Source organism: Paenarthrobacter sp. C1 (assembly GCF_049315185.1).
In the GTDB taxonomy this organism is placed as follows: Bacteria; Actinomycetota; Actinomycetes; order Actinomycetales; family Micrococcaceae; genus Arthrobacter; species Arthrobacter nicotinovorans.
In genome coordinates this window covers 1,884,896-1,901,481 of the sequence record NZ_CP186052.1, presented here as the reverse complement: position 1 = coordinate 1,901,481, position 16,586 = coordinate 1,884,896, and the positions used below count along the sequence as shown (strand labels likewise).

General features: G+C 64.6%; 17 protein-coding genes. 6 read left to right on the top strand and 11 right to left on the bottom strand.

Annotated features, from left to right (window positions below):
* The first annotated feature begins 29 nt into the window (after nucleotides 1–29).
* Both ACNAOU_RS08955 and ACNAOU_RS08950 read left to right on the top strand, forming a co-directional pair.
* On the top strand, nucleotides 30–701 hold the full coding sequence (locus tag ACNAOU_RS08955; protein ID WP_026267290.1) for a potassium channel family protein: 672 nt from the start codon (nucleotides 30–32) through the stop codon (nucleotides 699–701).
* Complete coding sequence (locus tag ACNAOU_RS08950; RefSeq protein WP_018778682.1) at nucleotides 701–1,435, top strand: potassium channel family protein; 735 nt, start codon at nucleotides 701–703, stop codon at nucleotides 1,433–1,435. The genes ACNAOU_RS08955 and ACNAOU_RS08950 overlap by 1 nt, the downstream gene beginning before the upstream one ends.
* On the opposite strand, the gene ACNAOU_RS08945 is transcribed toward ACNAOU_RS08950, so the two are convergent.
* The 4 genes from ACNAOU_RS08945 to dut all read right to left on the bottom strand — a co-directional run bounded on the left by ACNAOU_RS08945 (nucleotide 1,402) and on the right by dut (nucleotide 3,957).
* The gene (locus tag ACNAOU_RS08945) at nucleotides 1,402–2,184 is read right to left on the bottom strand and encodes a DUF3159 domain-containing protein (protein WP_422758446.1); all 783 of its coding nucleotides are present in this window, start codon (nucleotides 2,182–2,184) and stop codon (nucleotides 1,402–1,404) included. The genes ACNAOU_RS08950 and ACNAOU_RS08945 overlap by 34 nt on opposite strands.
* Nucleotides 2,181–2,447 (bottom strand): hypothetical protein, encoded by a 267-nt coding sequence (locus tag ACNAOU_RS08940; RefSeq protein WP_229778591.1) that lies wholly within the window; start codon nucleotides 2,445–2,447, stop codon nucleotides 2,181–2,183. The genes ACNAOU_RS08945 and ACNAOU_RS08940 overlap by 4 nt, the downstream gene beginning before the upstream one ends.
* A 103-nt stretch (nucleotides 2,448–2,550) precedes the next feature.
* The gene (locus ACNAOU_RS08935; RefSeq protein ID WP_018778685.1) at nucleotides 2,551–3,309 is read right to left on the bottom strand and encodes a DUF3710 domain-containing protein; all 759 of its coding nucleotides are present in this window, start codon (nucleotides 3,307–3,309) and stop codon (nucleotides 2,551–2,553) included.
* 117 nt (nucleotides 3,310–3,426) lie between these two features.
* A complete protein-coding gene (gene dut / locus ACNAOU_RS08930; RefSeq protein ID WP_018778686.1) occupies nucleotides 3,427–3,957 on the bottom strand; it encodes a dUTP diphosphatase in 531 nt (176 codons plus the stop codon).
* Between the two features lie 94 nt (nucleotides 3,958–4,051).
* Between dut and ACNAOU_RS08925 the strand changes: the two genes are divergently transcribed.
* Nucleotides 4,052–4,549: a DUF3093 domain-containing protein gene (locus ACNAOU_RS08925; RefSeq protein WP_422758445.1), complete on the top strand. Its 498-nt coding sequence runs from the start codon at nucleotides 4,052–4,054 to the stop codon at nucleotides 4,547–4,549.
* A 24-nt stretch (nucleotides 4,550–4,573) separates the two neighbouring features.
* Here the strand turns inward: ACNAOU_RS08925 and ACNAOU_RS08920 are convergent, their stop codons facing one another.
* Nucleotides 4,574–4,873, bottom strand: coding sequence for a DUF4193 domain-containing protein (locus ACNAOU_RS08920; protein ID WP_018778688.1), 300 nt, complete (start codon nucleotides 4,871–4,873; stop codon nucleotides 4,574–4,576).
* 287 nt (nucleotides 4,874–5,160) lie between these two features.
* On the opposite strand from ACNAOU_RS08920, the gene sepH reads away from it, so the two are divergent.
* Nucleotides 5,161–6,486 (top strand): septation protein SepH, encoded by a 1,326-nt coding sequence (gene sepH, locus ACNAOU_RS08915; protein ID WP_422758444.1) that lies wholly within the window; start codon nucleotides 5,161–5,163, stop codon nucleotides 6,484–6,486.
* Here sepH and ACNAOU_RS08910 read toward each other — a convergent pair.
* The 4 genes from ACNAOU_RS08910 to ACNAOU_RS08895 are packed head-to-tail and all read right to left on the bottom strand — an operon-like array spanning nucleotide 6,483 to nucleotide 11,885.
* Nucleotides 6,483–7,205: a thymidine kinase gene (locus tag ACNAOU_RS08910; RefSeq protein ID WP_018778690.1), complete on the bottom strand. Its 723-nt coding sequence runs from the start codon at nucleotides 7,203–7,205 to the stop codon at nucleotides 6,483–6,485. The genes sepH and ACNAOU_RS08910 overlap by 4 nt on opposite strands.
* On the bottom strand, nucleotides 7,198–8,418 hold the full coding sequence (locus tag ACNAOU_RS08905) for an alkaline phosphatase family protein (RefSeq protein ID WP_422758443.1): 1,221 nt from the start codon (nucleotides 8,416–8,418) through the stop codon (nucleotides 7,198–7,200). The genes ACNAOU_RS08910 and ACNAOU_RS08905 overlap by 8 nt, the downstream gene beginning before the upstream one ends.
* On the bottom strand, nucleotides 8,415–9,140 hold the full coding sequence (locus ACNAOU_RS08900; protein WP_018778692.1) for a DUF5998 family protein: 726 nt from the start codon (nucleotides 9,138–9,140) through the stop codon (nucleotides 8,415–8,417). Before ACNAOU_RS08900 ends, ACNAOU_RS08905 begins: the two co-directional genes overlap by 4 nt.
* 57 nt (nucleotides 9,141–9,197) lie before the next feature.
* Nucleotides 9,198–11,885: a GNAT family N-acetyltransferase gene (locus ACNAOU_RS08895; protein ID WP_422758442.1), complete on the bottom strand. Its 2,688-nt coding sequence runs from the start codon at nucleotides 11,883–11,885 to the stop codon at nucleotides 9,198–9,200.
* A 55-nt stretch (nucleotides 11,886–11,940) separates the two neighbouring features.
* Between ACNAOU_RS08895 and ACNAOU_RS08890 the strand changes: the two genes are divergently transcribed.
* The gene (locus ACNAOU_RS08890) at nucleotides 11,941–14,454 is read left to right on the top strand and encodes a DNA gyrase/topoisomerase IV subunit A (protein ID WP_422758441.1); all 2,514 of its coding nucleotides are present in this window, start codon (nucleotides 11,941–11,943) and stop codon (nucleotides 14,452–14,454) included.
* 85 nt (nucleotides 14,455–14,539) lie between these two features.
* On the opposite strand, the gene ACNAOU_RS08885 is transcribed toward ACNAOU_RS08890, so the two are convergent.
* Nucleotides 14,540–14,923 (bottom strand): VOC family protein, encoded by a 384-nt coding sequence (locus tag ACNAOU_RS08885; RefSeq protein WP_018778695.1) that lies wholly within the window; start codon nucleotides 14,921–14,923, stop codon nucleotides 14,540–14,542.
* A 129-nt stretch (nucleotides 14,924–15,052) separates the two neighbouring features.
* Between ACNAOU_RS08885 and ACNAOU_RS08880 the strand changes: the two genes are divergently transcribed.
* Nucleotides 15,053–15,571 (top strand): DinB family protein, encoded by a 519-nt coding sequence (locus tag ACNAOU_RS08880; RefSeq protein ID WP_018778696.1) that lies wholly within the window; start codon nucleotides 15,053–15,055, stop codon nucleotides 15,569–15,571.
* 3 nt (nucleotides 15,572–15,574) lie between these two features.
* Here the strand turns inward: ACNAOU_RS08880 and ACNAOU_RS08875 are convergent, their stop codons facing one another.
* On the bottom strand, nucleotides 15,575–16,585 hold the full coding sequence (locus ACNAOU_RS08875) for a GNAT family N-acetyltransferase (protein WP_422758440.1): 1,011 nt from the start codon (nucleotides 16,583–16,585) through the stop codon (nucleotides 15,575–15,577).
* Nucleotide 16,586 lies beyond the last annotated feature (1 nt).

Sequence of the window (16,586 nt, the reverse complement as noted above, 5' to 3'; positions counted from 1 at the left end):
GGCAGGGACAACACACATTAGGAGACATGGTGGCTCACTTCGTGATCATGGGTTGCGGGCGTGTTGGCGCAACTCTGGCACACACTTTGGAGGATGCAGGCCATTCCGTGGCCATCATCGATCAGGACGAGCGGGCCTTCCGCCGGTTGCGGAAGTCCTTTACCGGGCGCAAGGTCACCGGAGTGGGCTTTGACCGGGACACCCTCAAGCAGGCCGGCGTGGAGGAAGCCTACGCTTTCGCAGCGGTCTCCAGCGGCGATAACTCGAACATCCTGGCCACCCGGGTGGCCCGCGAGACCTTCCACGTTGCCCACGTGGTGGCCCGCATCTACGACCCGGGACGCGCCGAAATCTACCAGCGTCTGGGCATCCCCACGGTTGCCGCCGTGCGTTGGAGTGCGGATCAGGTCCTTCGCCGCATCCTGCCCGAACAACACCTGGCGGGCGATTACCGCGAACCCTCAGGCCGTTTGGTCCTGGCTGAAGTGGACCTGCACCAGGATTGGATCGGCCACAGGCTCAGCTCCATCGAAGAGGCCGCCGGTATACGCATCGCCTTTCTTACCCGCTTCGGAGAGGGCCTGCTTCCGCAGGCCGGCACCGCCTACCAGGAAGGCGACACGGTCCACGCCATGCTGAGCCTGGACCGAACATCCGAGATCAGCCGGATCCTCGCCAAAGCACCCGCCAAGGAGTCTTAGTGAAAGTTGTCATTGTTGGCGCAGGCAGCGTCGGCTCGTCCATTGCGCGCGAGCTCCTGGCCCACCATCACCAGATCCTGCTCATCGATCTCAAACCCGAGGTCATCGGACGCAGCGGACTCCGCGGTGCCCGGTGGCTGGTGGGCGACGCCTGTGAGCTAAGCACCTTGCAGGACGCCAAACTTGACGATGCCGACGTCGTGGTTTCAGCCACAGGCGACGACAAAGTAAATCTGGTCGTGTCGCTTCTCGCCAAGACCGAGTTCGGCGTCGGACGCACCGTCGGACGCGTCAACAACCCGAAGAATGACTGGATGTTCAACGACTCCTGGGGTGTTGACGTCGCGGTCAATACTCCGCAGCTCATGACGGCCCTCGTCGAGGAAGCCGTGGAGATTGGCGACATCGTGCGCCTGCTGACCCTGCAAACCGGTGTGGCATCAATCGTGGAGTTCACGGTTCCGCACGACTCCCATGTGATTGGGAGCACCGTGGGTGCGATTGAATGGCCCGAAGATTCAACACTTGTGGCCATTTTGCGCGACCAGGCCCCCATCACCCCCACGCGGGACGACGTCCTCGATGGTGGCGACGAGCTCTTCTTCGTCACCACCATCGCGGCGGAAGATGGTCTGCGGGCACTGTTGTCGAAGAATTCAGGCGCCGGCGAAGACTCCGGCGAACACGCCGCGGAAACGGCTCAAGCGTCCGACGACGACGGCTTCGACGGCTGAACTCCGGGCTTGGTGACCAGCCACGCCACCCACAACCCCAGGATGTAGAGCGGGGCACCCATCAGGAGCCGGGTGGTGGCAAGTGCGGTCAACCCGTCCTCGCCCATGAAGTACAGGGGAACCTGCACTACCAGGCGCAGGGCGAGCACAGCCACCACGATCCAGGTGCCGAGCTTGTAAGCACGGAGCCGCTCAGGATCCTTCCGCCATTCAAGGCCCTCATTGCGGACGAACCCTAAGAGCAGGCCGGCCACGGGCCATTTGAGCACGATGGAAAGGACCATGGCGGCGATATACGCGAGGTTGGTGAAGAACCCGAGCACGTAGAAGTCCTCGGCCTTCCCGGTGGTGTTCGCGAGCCAGGCGGAAATACCGACTCCAACCACGCCTGCCAGCGCCTGTGTCAGGGGGCGCCGCTGGATCAGGCGGACGACGGTAAAGACTGCTGCAGTCGCCAGGGCGGCAACAAGCGACGGCGTCAGGTCCCGGGTGATGGTAAAGGTCACCAGGAAGACAAGCCCCGGCAGGATACTCTCGGCAATGCCTTGCACACCACCGGCCGACTTCAACATGTCCACGTGGCCGGCGCTGTTGCGGTGAAGTCCTGCTTTTTCGGCGTATCCGGCGGCGATGTCGGACATGCGCGGCTTATCCGTGTCGGGCGCCGGTGCCTCCAGACCAGGCCCCTCGCCGCGTTGGGGCGAAGACGGTCCGGTGTCCTTGGGGTCTGATCCGTTGGCGACGGTCATAGGTGCTCCTGACGGGAAAGTATTTCGTAGCGCGGGTTGAACATTGCCGGGAAGCCGTCAAGCTGCGTCACCATGCCGTTGAGGCGAAGTTCCACGCCGGCTTCGATTCCCGGTACACGTGTCCGGCCGAGCCAGATGACGCGCAGGCGGTCGTAGGGCTTCCTGGCTCCCCCGCTCGTCGCGGAGGGCTGGATTCCCGGCCTGAGGGCGTCCACCACCATAGCGGAGAAAAATGGCTGTTCGCTGGGTGGCTGGTGCGTCACCGACTCGATGATCCCCGTGCATACTGCCCTTCCCCGCTCGGGAAGATCACGGATCCCCCGGTCCCCGGGGCGCTGCGACGCCACTCCCCCGTGGCCCGGCGAGTCAGCCAATCTGGGTGATCTCCGGGCCTCGCTCGGGCTGCTGAAGGGTGGAGTCCGACGGCGGCACGGCTCCCTGTGGAGCGGCGGCCGGGCCGGGAACGGCTGCATCCTTGGGCAAGCGCAGCTGCAGCAGTTCTCGTGGCGGCATCGGATTGTCGCCGCGGACCACTACTACGCGGCGGAAGAGCTCCTCCAGGCCTGCTGCGGCGTCACGTTCCAGGGCAGCCTGCCCACCGAGCACGCCGCGCAGGAACCAGCGGGGCCCGTCCACGCCCATGAAGCGGGCTGCGCGGAATCCCTTGCTTCCATCGGCGGCCTCGGCCGGCAGCTTGGCTACGAGTTCGGTACCGAAGTCTCCCTGGATTTCTTCCGTTTCGCCGCCCTGGCTTGCTACGGACTGGGTGATCTGTTCCCGGATTTCATCCCACAACCCTTCCGAACGTGGTGCAGCAAATGCCTGCAACTGCAGGCTGGAACCTGCCAGATCCAGCGTCACTGCCACCACGCGTTGGGTTGCTTCTTCCACCTCAAGGCGGAGCTGGAGACCTTCAGCAGGCGCGATCAGCAGGGCACCCAGGTCAACGTACCCCTCGCGACTGTCGATTTCATCCACGTCCAGGGGACCTTTGCCCAGACGGAAGTCACCCCGCGCAGGGGACTCACTGGTTTGGGGATCTTGCGCCTCGGCACCGGATTCCTCGACGGTGCCGGCGGTGTCAGACCGCTCGGCCTTGGACTTCTTGCCGCGCCCAAAAAGCATTGGGTTTTCTCCTTAGTAGTGGTCTGTCCCCAAGTAAACCGCAACCACGTTAATCCACGTTAACCGCGCAACAGCGTCAGAGGGCAGTCGGCAGCACGCGCCGATTGAGTAGTCGGCTCAGGCCTTCGGTGCGTTGAATCCGCCCGTGGAACCGAAGCCGCCGGTGCCGCGGACGGAATCGGACAACTGGTCCACGGTAACGAACCGCGCGTACTCCACACGCTGAATCACCATCTGTGCAATTCTATCGCCGCGCTTGAGGCTGATGGCGCTGTTTTGATCGGTATTGAGCAGTGTCACGGCAATCTCGCCGCGGTATCCGGCATCGACGGTTCCCGGAGCGTTGACGACTGTCAGCCCGTGTTTGGTGGCGAGTCCCGACCTCGGATGGATGAGGGCGACGAAGCCGTCGGGCAAGGCGATGGAGACCCCCGTCGGAACGAGCTTCCGTTCCCCCGGGGCCAGATGCACGTCCTCGCGGGCGCGGAGGTCGGCTCCGGCATCGCCTGGGTGGGCGTAGGACGGGGCTTCCAGGCCGGCGTCGAGCATTTTCAGCTGCACGTCCAGGGTCGGGGCACCGTACGCTGCGGTGGTCTCCGCATCAGGGCTGGCGGTGTCTGTACTGAATACTGCGGTCTCGTTACTCACAGTGGTTCATTCTACTGTTATTGGCGCTGCCTGCTCCGGTTGCGGCCCCGCAGGCATGCACGCAGTGGTGTCAGCCGCCGGATAAGCTGGGTACATGCCTACGCCTGACAAGTCTTCCCCCGTGCCTGCCCGGAATACCCCAGCAACTTCCGGGGTCCTGTACACGGAGAAGCTGTGGCCGTCGTTGTGGATCTGGATTGTGGTCCTGGGCCTGTCAAGCGCAGGCCTGCTGATGTTCGGACCGATCAGCCCTATGGCCGGAATTATCGCAGCCCTCGCCTTGCTGGCCATCATGACCACCATGCTGGTACTTTCCACTCCCACCATCACCGTCACCGCAGACACTGTGCGCGTGGGGCGTGCCAGCATCGACCGCGCGTTCGTGGGTTCGGTCCAGGCGTTCAAGAAAGCCGAAGCAACCGCCGAACGCGGACCGCGCCTGAACGGGCTGGCCTACATGTGCTTCAGGGGTTGGATCGACCCCGTGGTCAAGATCGAAATCACGGACCCGGCCGACCGCACCCCTTACTGGCTCGCTTCCTCCCGCCGGCCCGACGAGCTCGTCGCTGCCCTCAGCACACCCCGCGCCTAGTTCCTGCCCGCGGGCACGGGCCGCCTAGCTTTCACATTCCGTGCAGTACAGGTGACCGCCCCGTTCTGCAGCGATCTGGGACCTGTGCTTGACCAGGAAACAGTTGAAACAGGTGAACTCGTCAGGTTGCGGTGGCATGACCTGAATCAGGAGCTCTTCTCCGGAGAGGTCGGCTCCCGGGAGTTCGAACCCATCGGCAAGATCGGTCTCATCGACGTCCACTGCTGAGGACTGTTTCCCCGATTGGCGCGTCTTGAGTTCCTCCAGGGAATCCTCGCTGACGTCTTCCTCGGTCTTTCGAGGAGCATCGTAATCCGTGGCCATGGTCTTTCTTCGTCCTCCGTACCTGCTCTGGGTGGGATCCGGGACGGCTCCTTGTCCGCCACCGGTGTATGGGTGCAACACCGGACGCACGGGATTTGTGCCCGATATCGGCCAGATTGTCCTCCGGCGTCCGGCAAAAGTCCATAGCCCCCCGCCGCAGCACAGCATGGGGTCGAATCCGGCCGGTTTCTGCGGAATATCACGGCACGCCCTCGCTCCTAGTAGGAAAAGGCCCCCGCTGATGGCAGAGTTTCGAATGTCAGTTATGCCATGTGGTGGAGGGTGTTATGCAGGATCTACGGCTGGTAGGCGTCCACGACGACGGCGGGCACCTGCTCTTAAGCGGCCCGGGCGGTGCGATGTTCCAGCTGCCGATCGACGAAGCTCTGAGGGCGGCAGCGAGCCGTACCCCGGCACAGGTGGCCGCCCGCGCCTCCAACACGCCGATCGCCATGTCCCCCAGGGACATCCAGGCCAGGATCCGCAGCGGCGCAACAGCAGCCGAAGTGTCCGAGTTGTCAGGGCTCCCTCTTGCCAATGTCCAGCGTTACGAGGGACCCGTCCTCGCCGAGCGCGAGTACGTTGCCCGGCAAGCGCGTGCCATCGAAGTGGCGTCCCCCGCTCCGGGCCACGACGCCTACCGTTCGGCTTTCGGGGATGCCCCCGCCACCCTTGGTGAAATGGTGGACCACAGGCTGTCTGCCCACGGCATCGACTCATCGACGCTCGAGTGGGATTCCTGGCGCCGCCCTGATGGTTCCTGGACAGTGGTCGCCAGGTTCGAGACCGCTCCAGGCTCGCACGCCAGCATTGGTGAGGAACCTCCCGCCATGTGGACGTTCAGTCCGCAACGCAAGTCACTGCAAAACGCAAACCGTTGGGCCCAGCAGCTCAGCGAACTTGAACCACTGGATGGCCCGGTGCCTGCCCGACGGCTCGCCGCCGTCTCGGACCGCCCTTTCGATTTTGAGACCGATGCCGAAACTGCCGCCCGTGCCTCGGGGAAGGAATCGGACAGCCTCCTGGAAATGCTCCGTTCACGCCGGGGACAGCGCTTGGGCGTCGACGAAGACGGCGACGACGCGTTGGCCGTCTTGTTGAGCAACGTGCCTGCGGCCCATCCCCGACCTGGCGACGACGCTACTGATGCCCCCGAGGACGAGGGTCTTTCCCAGGGCGCTTCCAGTGTCCCCGTTGCCGAGGAACCCGCACGCAAGGACGGACGGCCCTCAATGCTTTCCCGGCTGAGCCTTGCCCCCCGGCACGTCGAGGCTGATGACGATGACGATTCCCTGAAGCTTCACAACGGCGTCAGCACTGACACCCGCGAAATCACGGTGGTGGCCGGCCCGGTTCGTCCTGTTACTTCACTGACCGGCCGTAAGCCGGCCGGTCTCGACGAGCTCCTGGGTGGCGGCCCGGGCAGCGAAACTCCAGCCCCTGCTGCCGGGCGCCAGCAGGAGACGTCCACGGACGAAACAGCGGCGGATGAATCCACCGAGCCCGGGGCACCGCAACCCGCCGACGCCCCAGCCGAACGCCAACCAGCACGCCCCAAGAGGTCCAGCATCCCCAGCTGGGATGAGATCGTGTTCGGAGCGCGCGGAGACTAGCGCTGGGCCTGTTGTCCGGCTCCCGGCCAGAGGCACGCATCGATGTCGAACGGCAACGGCTGATCGCCGCCCGCCATGAGGTTGGCCCCGTGGGCCGTGACCCTTCGCATGTAATGGCGTCGGCACAGAGTCTCGTAACCGACGACGCCGGCATCGGCCCGGTCTTGGGCATCGGCGTCTGAGGCGGTGGGAGCGACATCACCCACCATGACCTGTTCGCCTTCCACCACCATGATGCCGTTGAGTGTGCGCGCATTCTGGGTTGCCCGGCGGCCACACCAACAGAGTGCCTCGACCTGCAGGACCTGAACCTTGTCGGCCAACTCGATGAGCCGCTGGGATCCCGGGAATAGCCTGGTGCGGAAATCGGACGTGATTCCAAAAGCGAAAACGTCGACGTCCATCTCGTCCACTACCCGCGCCAGCTGCTCCACCTGGACCGGTGAGTAGAACTGTGCTTCGTCGCAGATGAGGTAATCCACGCGAAGTCCGCTGGTGCGGCGGATTACGACTTCGTCCCAGAAGTCCGTGTCGCCCCCCACCTCCACGGCATCGGTCTGGAGCCCCAGCCTGCTGGAAATCGTGGAATCACCTGCCCTGTCGTTGCAGCTGAACCGGACCCCACCGCGGCCCCGGGCACGGTGGTTGTGGTCCATTTGGAGGGCCAACGTCGATTTTCCGCAGTCCATGGTGCCGGAGAAGAAGACCAGCTCAGCCACGTTTGCCCTGCCTGCCCGCCGCAGGGAAGCAGAGAAGCGGCACTTCGCGTTCGGCGCGGGTCAGTGAACCGTGCTGGCCCACCACGTCAAGCGAGGCTGGTCGGGCACGGCGGGTGTCGTACAGGGCCAAGGTGTCCCTGGCGGCAATCATGATGTCACCAATGCGCGGAGCTACCTCGGGAAGGACGTCGCCGAACAAGCCGGCTGCCACTGCCTGGTCGCGGGTGAAGACCCAGATCCGTTCGCCAAAGCGCCGGCGCCAGGCATCAACCAGCGAATCGCGGTGTGCCTCTGTGGCGTCAGGTTCCAGATAGAGGTGCACCATGCGTGGTTCCCCGGCTGTGTGCCGGACACCGGCCACCAACGAGGCATCGGCCGCGTAGTCGATCCGCTGGGATGCAGGGACGTCGAGCATGCCGTGGTCACCGGTCAACAGGATGGTGGTCCCTGCCGGCAGCGTGGCGGAAAGCCGCTTCACCGTGGAATCAAGCTCTTCGAGCTGGTGCTCCCAGCGATCGGACTGGCAGCCGTAACGGTGACCGGCTTTGTCGAGTTCATTGACGTAGAAGTACATCAAGGACCGGCCACCACCGGACATGGCTTCAGCCGCAGCAGCAGTTCTTGCGTGCAAGCTGGTCCCTCCAATGAACCGGCTTCCCCGGAGCGCAGCCTGGGTCATGGGTGAATTCCCAAACTGGGGCAGGCTGACCGTGACAACGTCCAGCTCGGCGGCCACGCGTTCAAAGACCGTGGCATTGGGCTGCCAGAGAGCGGGATCCACCTGGGGGTCCCAGTTCCCAAGGAGGTTGACCACCTTGTCCTGTCCAGGGTCCAGGACGTCGTACCCCACCATCCCGTGCTGCCCGGCGGCCAGCCCCGTGCCAAGGCTGGCAAGGGAAGCGGCCGTGGTGCTCGGAAAGGCGGAGTCAATCCACTGCGGGACGCTTCTCTGGCCCGCCGCAATGACCGAACGCAGGAACGGCGTGTGGGAAGCCTTTTGCTTGAGCAGGCTCCTTCCCAAGCCGTCGGCCAGCACGACACAGACCCGGTGGGTTGACGGCAGCTGGAGCTGGTTGCTGAAACCGGGGACCCCGAGCGCCGCCGCGGAACTCGTCAAGACTTCAGCGATCGATTTTGTCCTGTAAAGGGGTGGAGCTGGAAGGTCAGCTGCCGCGGAATCCACCGGCGCGGGGGTCTGCGCGGTGTCCCTCAACGCTGGTGCCCACGGCTCAGGCGGCTGCTGAAGACGCCCGAACGCGGCCTGGGGGCCGGAATGCCGGAGTGCTGGACCGGGGCGGGATTTCCCGTGTTGACTGCGCGCAGCGCCCTGGCGAAGAGTTTGGCGTCCTGGACGGCCTGCAGTCCATCGGCTTCTGCACTGATACGCAGAACGATGTCTTCCTGGGCGATGGTTCCGCTGTAGCCGTGGTCAGCTTCGCACTGGGGGTCTCCGCAGCTTGCAGGGCCCATGTCCAGCCGTTGTCCGCCGGACCAGGCGATGGATACCGTCAACTCGCGCACGGGATCGGATGGTTTGTAGTTTTGCGGCTGGGAGTACATGTAGCTAAGGACCACCGAACGGATCTGGGCAACAGGTACCGACTCCGTGGAGATCTGGGCAACGATCTGCTCACCGGCCTCGTCCAGTTGCTGGTCATCCACATGGGTAATCACCAGCATGTCCTCCGTGAGGACGAGCACGGTGATGTGCCGGCGGACCTCCGCGCGATCGAAGTGCGTCTCGAGGTGGACCAGGTGCGACAAGCACTCGCGGCCATCGAGGGCATCGTCAACGACGTCGGCCACCAAACGCGGGTAGAACCCGGCCTGCTGCAGGGCCTGCTCCAGGCTTTGTCCTTGGGAACTGTGGTGGTGTCCTGCGTGGTTCCCGGTGGAGGACGGGCGGGACTGAGGCGTCGGAGACTGGGTGCTCATTCCCCCATTTTCACAGATCGCATGGTGACTTCCTAACCGCGCACCGTGCCCCTGTGGCTAACTTCGCATCGCACGGCGGGCACTGTCGGTACGCTGGGCCGCGTTGCCGATCCACACCTCGGCTCCGAGGATCGTGCCGCCTGCCGGGCCTGCAAGTACGGGGTTGAACTCAACCAATGCAATCCCAGGGTGGTCGTCCTTGAGTTTGGCGAGCCGGGCTGCGATGTCTTCAAGGGCAGCGACATCGACGGCCGGGAGCCCCTGGTAACCGAAGAGCTTCCTGGAGGCACGAGGCGAACGAATGACATCGTGAAGATCCGCGGCCGAAAGTGGCGGCACCCTGTGGGCCCAGTCATCCAGGAGGTTCACCGCGTCACCGGCCAGTCCGAACGACACGACGGGCCCCAGGAGCGGGTCCTCCATGGCACGGAAGGTACACGCCTGCCCCACGGGGGCCATGGCTTGCACTTCCAGCGACGGAGAGCCGTAGGGCTCCAGGGCCCGGCGCATCTGTGCGATGTTCTGGCGCAAGGATCCGGCATCCTGGATGTCCAGCCGCACGCCGCCCAGGTCAAGCCGGTGTCGAAGCGCCGGCTCGGTAGTTTTCAGCACCACGGGCCAGCCCGCCTTGTCCGCGGCACTGACGGCTTCCTCATCCGTGCCGAAACCGAAGCTGGGCAGCACCTCGATACCGTAGCCGGCCAGCAGGGCCGCAGCTGCACCGGCGTCGAGCTTCCTGATCTTTTCACCCGTGACACCGGCGAGCATCGCCGCGAGTGTGTCCCTGGTGCCGTCGACATCGCAGCCTTCAGGTTCCACGAAGAGTCCCTGGTCGCGGTCCCGCCACTGAGCGTACCGGACAATCGACGCCAACGCAGCTACAGCTGCCCCGGCATTGGAGTAACAAGGCAACAGTGGCCTACCGTCAGCTCCCACCATTCCTTCGACGTGGACGGAGGGGTCCAGGATTCCCGTGAAAGCCGCGATGATGGGCTTTCCCGCCTCCGCAGCGCACTCGGCCAGGACGCTGGCCAGGGCCTCCACTGTCAGGCCGCGGGCCGGGAGGAGAGCAGCCACCACAGCATGGACGGAGGTGTCCGCGAGGCTCTCCAGCAGGCTGGCCCTGAGCGCCGGCAGCGCGAGGGACATCCCGGCATCGAGGTCCACGTCGGTCACCAGGCGGTTGACGTCCAGGCCCAGTGGCACGGCACTGTCCGCCACCACCTTCGCCAGCGCAACCGAGTTCGAATACACGGCCAACCCCGGGCCCTGCGGCAGCGCTTGGGAGGAGGCGATCTGGGCGATGTCCATGAGTTGCTCGATGGTGTCCACGCGGATCACGCCCGCCTGCCGCATCATGGCATCCAGTGCCGCAGCGGGCGCCTGCGTGGTCCGGACCTCATGCCCGGGCGGCAGGCTGAGGCCAGTGACGTCGGATTTGGCGACGATCACCGGCTTGTTGCGCGACAGGCGGCGCGCCAGCCGCGAAAACTTGCGCGGGTTGCCAATGGACTCAAGGTAGAGGCCCACGGCGGACGTGTCGGCGTCGTCCTCCCAGTACTGCATGACGTCGTTACCCGAAACGTCAGCGCGGTTGCCTGCGGACAGGAACGAGGACAACCCCAATCGACGGCGGCTGGCGGCCGCGTACACCGCCACACCCACGGCGGCCGACTGGCTGAACAGGCCAAGGCTTCCCCGGGGTGGCATGGCGGGGGCCATGGACGCGTTCAGGGAAACGGCCGGGTGGGTGTTCAGGATCCCGAGGGACTCCGGACCGATCACGCGCATGCCGTTGGCCCGTGCCCGCCGTACCAGCTCATGCTGGCGTGCCAGGCCCCGCTCGCCGTCGTCGGCAAATCCTGCCGTGGCCACAACGATCCCCTTGACTCCTGTGGCGGCACATTCGTCCACCACCTTGGGCACTTCGTCATAGGGAACGGCGATGATGGCCAGCTGGACGGGCCCCGGAATTTCGGACAGTTTCGAAAACGAGATCATGCCGGCGAGCTCGAACGCCTCCGGATTGACTGCATAGACAGGTCCCTTGAAGCCGCCTTCAATGATGTGCTCGAGCAGTTGATAGCCGACGGTCCCCCATTTGCGGCTGGCACCGATGACAGCCACCGACGACGGCGACAACAGGTCGCGTACGCTGCGCGCCTCAGCGCGGTGCTCACGGGACTCCATGACTGCCCGCGATTTTTCCGTGGGGTCGATGTTGAACTCGACGCTCACCACGCCGTCGTCAAAGTGGCGCTTGAGGTCATACCCGGCGTCGGCGAAGACCATCAGCATCTTGCGGTTGTCCGGCAGGACCTCGGCGGTGAACCGCCGGATGCCGTTCTCCCGGGCAGCCACGGCGAGGTGCTCCAGGAGGATCGAACCGATGCCGCGCCCCTGGTGGGCGTCGGAAATGTTGAAGGCCACCTCGGCTTCGCTGGGATCATCGAGCCGGTCGTAGCGGCCTATTCCCATGATTTCGCCACCGATGGTGATCACGAACGCGACGCGGTTGATGTGGTCGACTTCGGTGAAGCGCCGCACTTCCTTGCCGGACAGTTTGGGCTTGAAGGAAAAGAACCGCATGTAGATGGACGCCTGCGACTGACCTGCGTGGAATGCCTGCAAAGCCTCGGCGTCCTCGGGCCTGATCGGGCGGAGGTGGGCCGTTCCGCCGTCGCGCAGCACGACATCGGCCTCCCAATATTCCGGATAAATGCCGACGCCGGGCTGATCCACCATAGGCTTAGCCTAGCTAAAACATCCGCAGTACAACTCTCAAGGATCCACCGACCCCATGGCCCGCAGCCAATCTTCCGCACGCAAAGCCGAACCGCTCGGCGATTTCACCGAGAACATCGTCGATATTGACGTCACGTCCGAGATGGAAGGCTCCTTCCTGGAGTATGCCTACTCAGTGATCTATTCGCGCGCCCTTCCGGACGCGCGCGACGGCCTGAAGCCTGTCCAACGGCGAATTCTCTACATGATGTCCGACATGGGCCTGCGCCCTGACCGGGGTCACGTCAAGAGCGCCCGTGTTGTGGGCGAGGTCATGGGAAAGCTCCACCCCCACGGCGACGCGGCCATCTACGACGCCATGGTCCGCATGGCGCAGGACTTTTCGCTCCGCCTGCCGCTGATCGATGGCCACGGCAACTTCGGCTCGCTCGACGACGGCCCGGCGGCTCCGCGTTACACCGAGGCACGCCTGGCGGCTGCTGCGCTGACCATGACCGACCACCTCGATGAAGACGTGGTGGACTTCGTCCCGAACTACGACAACCAGCTCACGCAGCCCGAAGTCCTTCCTGCAGCTTTCCCCAACCTGCTGGTCAACGGCACTACCGGCATTGCCGTTGGCATGGCGACGAACATGGCTCCACACAACCTGGTGGAAGTCATTGCGGCCGCCCGGCACCTGATCGCCAACCCCGACGCCACCCTGGATGAGATCATGCGCTTCATCCCCGGTCCGGACCTGCCCACGGGCGGCCGCATCGTGGGACTGGACGGGATCCGGGATGCCTATGCCACCGGCCGTGGATCCTTCAAGACACGCGCCAAGGTGGAGGTGGAGCAGTTGTCCGCCCGCCGCACCGGCCTGGTGGTCACGGAACTCCCCTACATGGTGGGCCCCGAAAAGGTCATCGAGAAGATCAAGGATGCCGTCAATGCCAAGAAGCTGACAGGCATCAGCGACGTAGTGGACCTCACGGACCGCAACCACGGTCTGCGTCTGGTGATCGAGCTTAAAAACGGCTTCAATCCCAATGCCGTGCTGCAGCAGTTGTACCGCTACTCACCCATGGAAGATTCCTTCGGGATCAACAATGTCACGCTGGTGGATGGGCAACCGCAGACGCTCGGCCTGCTGGAACTGCTCCAGGTCTATGTGGCACACCGCCTCAACGTGGTCCGCCGGCGGACAGCTTTCCGCCTCGGCAAGAAGAAGGACCGCCTCCACCTGGTGGAAGGTCTGTTGATCGCGATTGTCGACATCGACGAGGTCATCCAGATCATCCGCTCCTCGGATGAGGCAGCGGCCGCCCGCGAACGGCTCATGTCCATCTACGACCTCACCGAGATCCAGGCGAACTACATCCTGGAGCTACGGTTGCGGCAGCTGACCAAGTATTCACGGCTTGAACTGGAGAAGGAACAGGACGAACTGCGCCGGGAAATCGAGGCGCTCGAAGCCATCCTGGCCTCCGACGAATTGCTTCGCGACCTCGTGTCGGGAGAGCTGGGCGTCGTCGCCGAAAAGTACGGCACCCCACGGCGGACTGTGCTCCTGGAATCCGAGGCCGTATCCCCCACGGTTGCCGCCGCCCTGGCCGCCGCGCCAGGTCCCAAGGGGAAGGCAGCCGCCCTTCCCCTGGAGATTCCGGACGACCCCTGCTGGGCCTTGCTCAGCACCTCCGGGCAGATTGCCAGGACCTCCAACCAGGAGCCGTTGGTTGAAGCCGGTCCGCGCGTCAAGCACGATGTGTTCCGCTCCGTGGTTAAGACCACTGCCCGTGGAGAAATCGGTGCCGTGACATCGCAGGGGCGGATGCTGCGCCTGCAGGTCATGGACATGCCGGTGCTGCCGCCTGTCTCAGGCCTTCCCAACCTGGCCGGAGGCGTTCCTGCCAAGGACTTCATCACGCTTCTCAAGGGAGAAACGGTCATCGCGTTTGTCCCCTTGGACGCGGTTCTGGCCGTCGGTACGCGGCAGGGAGTGGTGAAGCGCGTTCAGCCGGACTACCCGCTGAACCGCGAGGATTGGGAGATCATCGCCCTGAAGGACAAGGACTCGGTTCTCGCCGTGGAGCCCGCCCAGGAGGACGACGTCGATCTCGTCTTCGTGACCAGGCAAGCCCAGTTGCTGCGGTTCAGTGCCTCCAACGTCCGCCCGCAGGGACGCACGGCCGGCGGCATGGCCGGTATCAAGCTTGCCGCTGGTGACGAGGTGATCCACTTCGGTGCCGTGCGCACCAACGATTCCGCCGCCGTCGTGGTGACCATCGCCGGCACCACGGGTGCGCTGCCGGGCACGGCCCCTGGTACCGCGAAGGTGACAGCTTTCGAGGAGTATCCGGCCAAGGGCCGCGCTACCGGTGGCGTCCGCGTCCACCGTTTCCTTAAGGGCGAAGACACTCTGCTTCTGGCGTGGGCCGGGCATGGACCGGCCAAGGCGTCGTCCGCGGCAGGGGTGGCACGCGCCCTCCCCCATGAGCACGGAAGGCGCGATGGCTCCGGCGTCCCGTTGTCACAGCCGGTTGAAGCCATTGGTCCGAGCATGACGTGGGCTGACGCCTCAGAATAGTGCCCGCGCCGGGCATGGCAGAGGCCGGAGGTTCCAGACGACCTCCAGCCTCTGCCTCGCAGCGGCCGCGGGGCCGCCAGCCGGGCTAGCCGTTCTGGTTGATGCTCAGTATGTTTCCTTCGCTGTCGAGGAACCACGCTGCGGCACTGCCGTCGGGCATGGTCGCCACGCCGTCTTCGGTCTTCAGTCCGGGGAAGTCGTAGTCCTCGAACGTGACTCCTTTGCCGCGCAACTCCTCCACCGTTGCCCTGACGTCACTGACGGTCCAGCCCATTTGGGTGTTCTTCGCCGTCCCCGCATTCGGCGTCTGATACACGAAGAATCCGGTCCCGTCGCCGCACCTGTATTGGAGGTTGTCGTCGGCGTCCGGATTTTCGGGTTCCAGTCCGAGCTTCTCGCTGTAGTAAGCGCGGGCCCGGGCTATGTCCTGTGCCGGGAGAACGGCACCAACCTGCTGATCCTTGAGCATTGTTTTCTCTTTCCGGCTCTCCCCCCGGAACGAACTTTACTCCTGGCCGGTATGGGAAGAAATCGCAATAGGGCAGCATATTTCCTGACCTGTAACGGGCTGTGGCCGGGATGAGCTTAGACTGGCCGCATGCCGATCATCCCTGATGAAAAGGACTGGACCTGGGTCCTCTCCGAGCCCTGCCCCGAATGTGGTTTCGACCCCTCAACGGTGACTCCTGCAACGGTGCCAGGCACCGTCCTGAACATGCTTCCGCGGTGGCGGGCCGTCCTGCGGCGGGAAGACGCAGCCGTGCGCCCGAACGACCATACGTGGTCGCCCCTGGAATACGCGTGCCACGTCCGCGACGTCTTCAGCCTTTTCGACCAGCGCCTGAACCTGATGCTCGCAGAGGACGACGCCCGTTTCGCCAACTGGGACCAGGACCAGGCCGCGATCGACGGTGAATACGATTCCGCTGATCCCCGTGCCGTGGCTGATGAACTCGAGGCGGAAGGCACCGTGATCGCCGAGTCCTTTGCGCGCGTCGTGGAGGACGACTGGCAGCGCACCGGGACCCGGAGCAACGGTTCAGCTTTTACTGTGCTGACGTTCTCCCAGTACTTCCTGCACGACGTTGTCCATCACCTTCACGACGTGGATGGGTAGCAGTCAGAGCATCTTTTCCCACGTCATGCTGCGGTTCACCGGGGCATAGCCCATGCCCAGGTACAGTTGCAGCGCTCCCGTGGGATTCGCAGAGTCAACGTCCAGGGACGCTATGTCCATCCCTGCCAGGGCGTAGCGGCGCATGGCGTCCGCGAGCAAAGCCTGGGCGATGCCACGGCCCCGGTAGGAGCGTCGGACGCCAAGGAGCTCGGTGTAGCCTTCCTTGAAGCCGCGCTCCACGGCGGACTGGGGATCATGGCTGGTCAGTTGATACCCGGCCACGGCACCCGTGGAACTATCGATCACTACGGCGCTGAGGTCGTGCCGCCCTGTGGGTTCCTCGATGGTGAAGCGCCACGATTCCTCGTCGCGTGGTTCACTCCCCCAGTGGTCCCGGAAGGCATCGTTGTGGGCCAGGCGCACTTCCTCGAAGAGGGAGGAATCCAGGGTCCGGAGTTCCAGCCCGGCGGGCAACGGCGCATCCGGGATCCGGCCAGCCAACGGTCTGTGCATTTCGTTGAACCAGCGCACGGCACCATAACCGTGCCCCATCAGGAGTTTCGCCTGGTGCTCGTGCTTCTCTTCGGTTTGGACCCGGAGCCGGGGCGGGGTTACAGGATGGCCGGCGGCCGCGTCCGCCTCGAAGCGGCTGCGCGTTTGCTCTTCCTGCCAGAGAAGGACCGCCGAGCCAATGCCACGTTGCTGCCATTCGGGGTCAACACACGCCATCCCGGTTGCTTTGTCGCCGCCGGGGTTCTTGGTGATGCGGCCGTAGGCATGCGGCACGCCCTTGGCGTCCATGCCCAGCAGGGTGTTCGCTTGGGGTGGGTTCTTGCTGGACTGCAGGATGTGGACGAGGTCGCCGCGTTTTTCATACCAGACCGGTTGTTCGACGGCGGCCGTCCTGGCGATCAGTCCGGCCCAACCGTCCAGGTCCGCCATGCTGGCAGGGCGCCACTGCAGGCCGGTGACCTCCGGGTCGGGCATGGCATGGCTTGCATCTTTGAAAGGCATG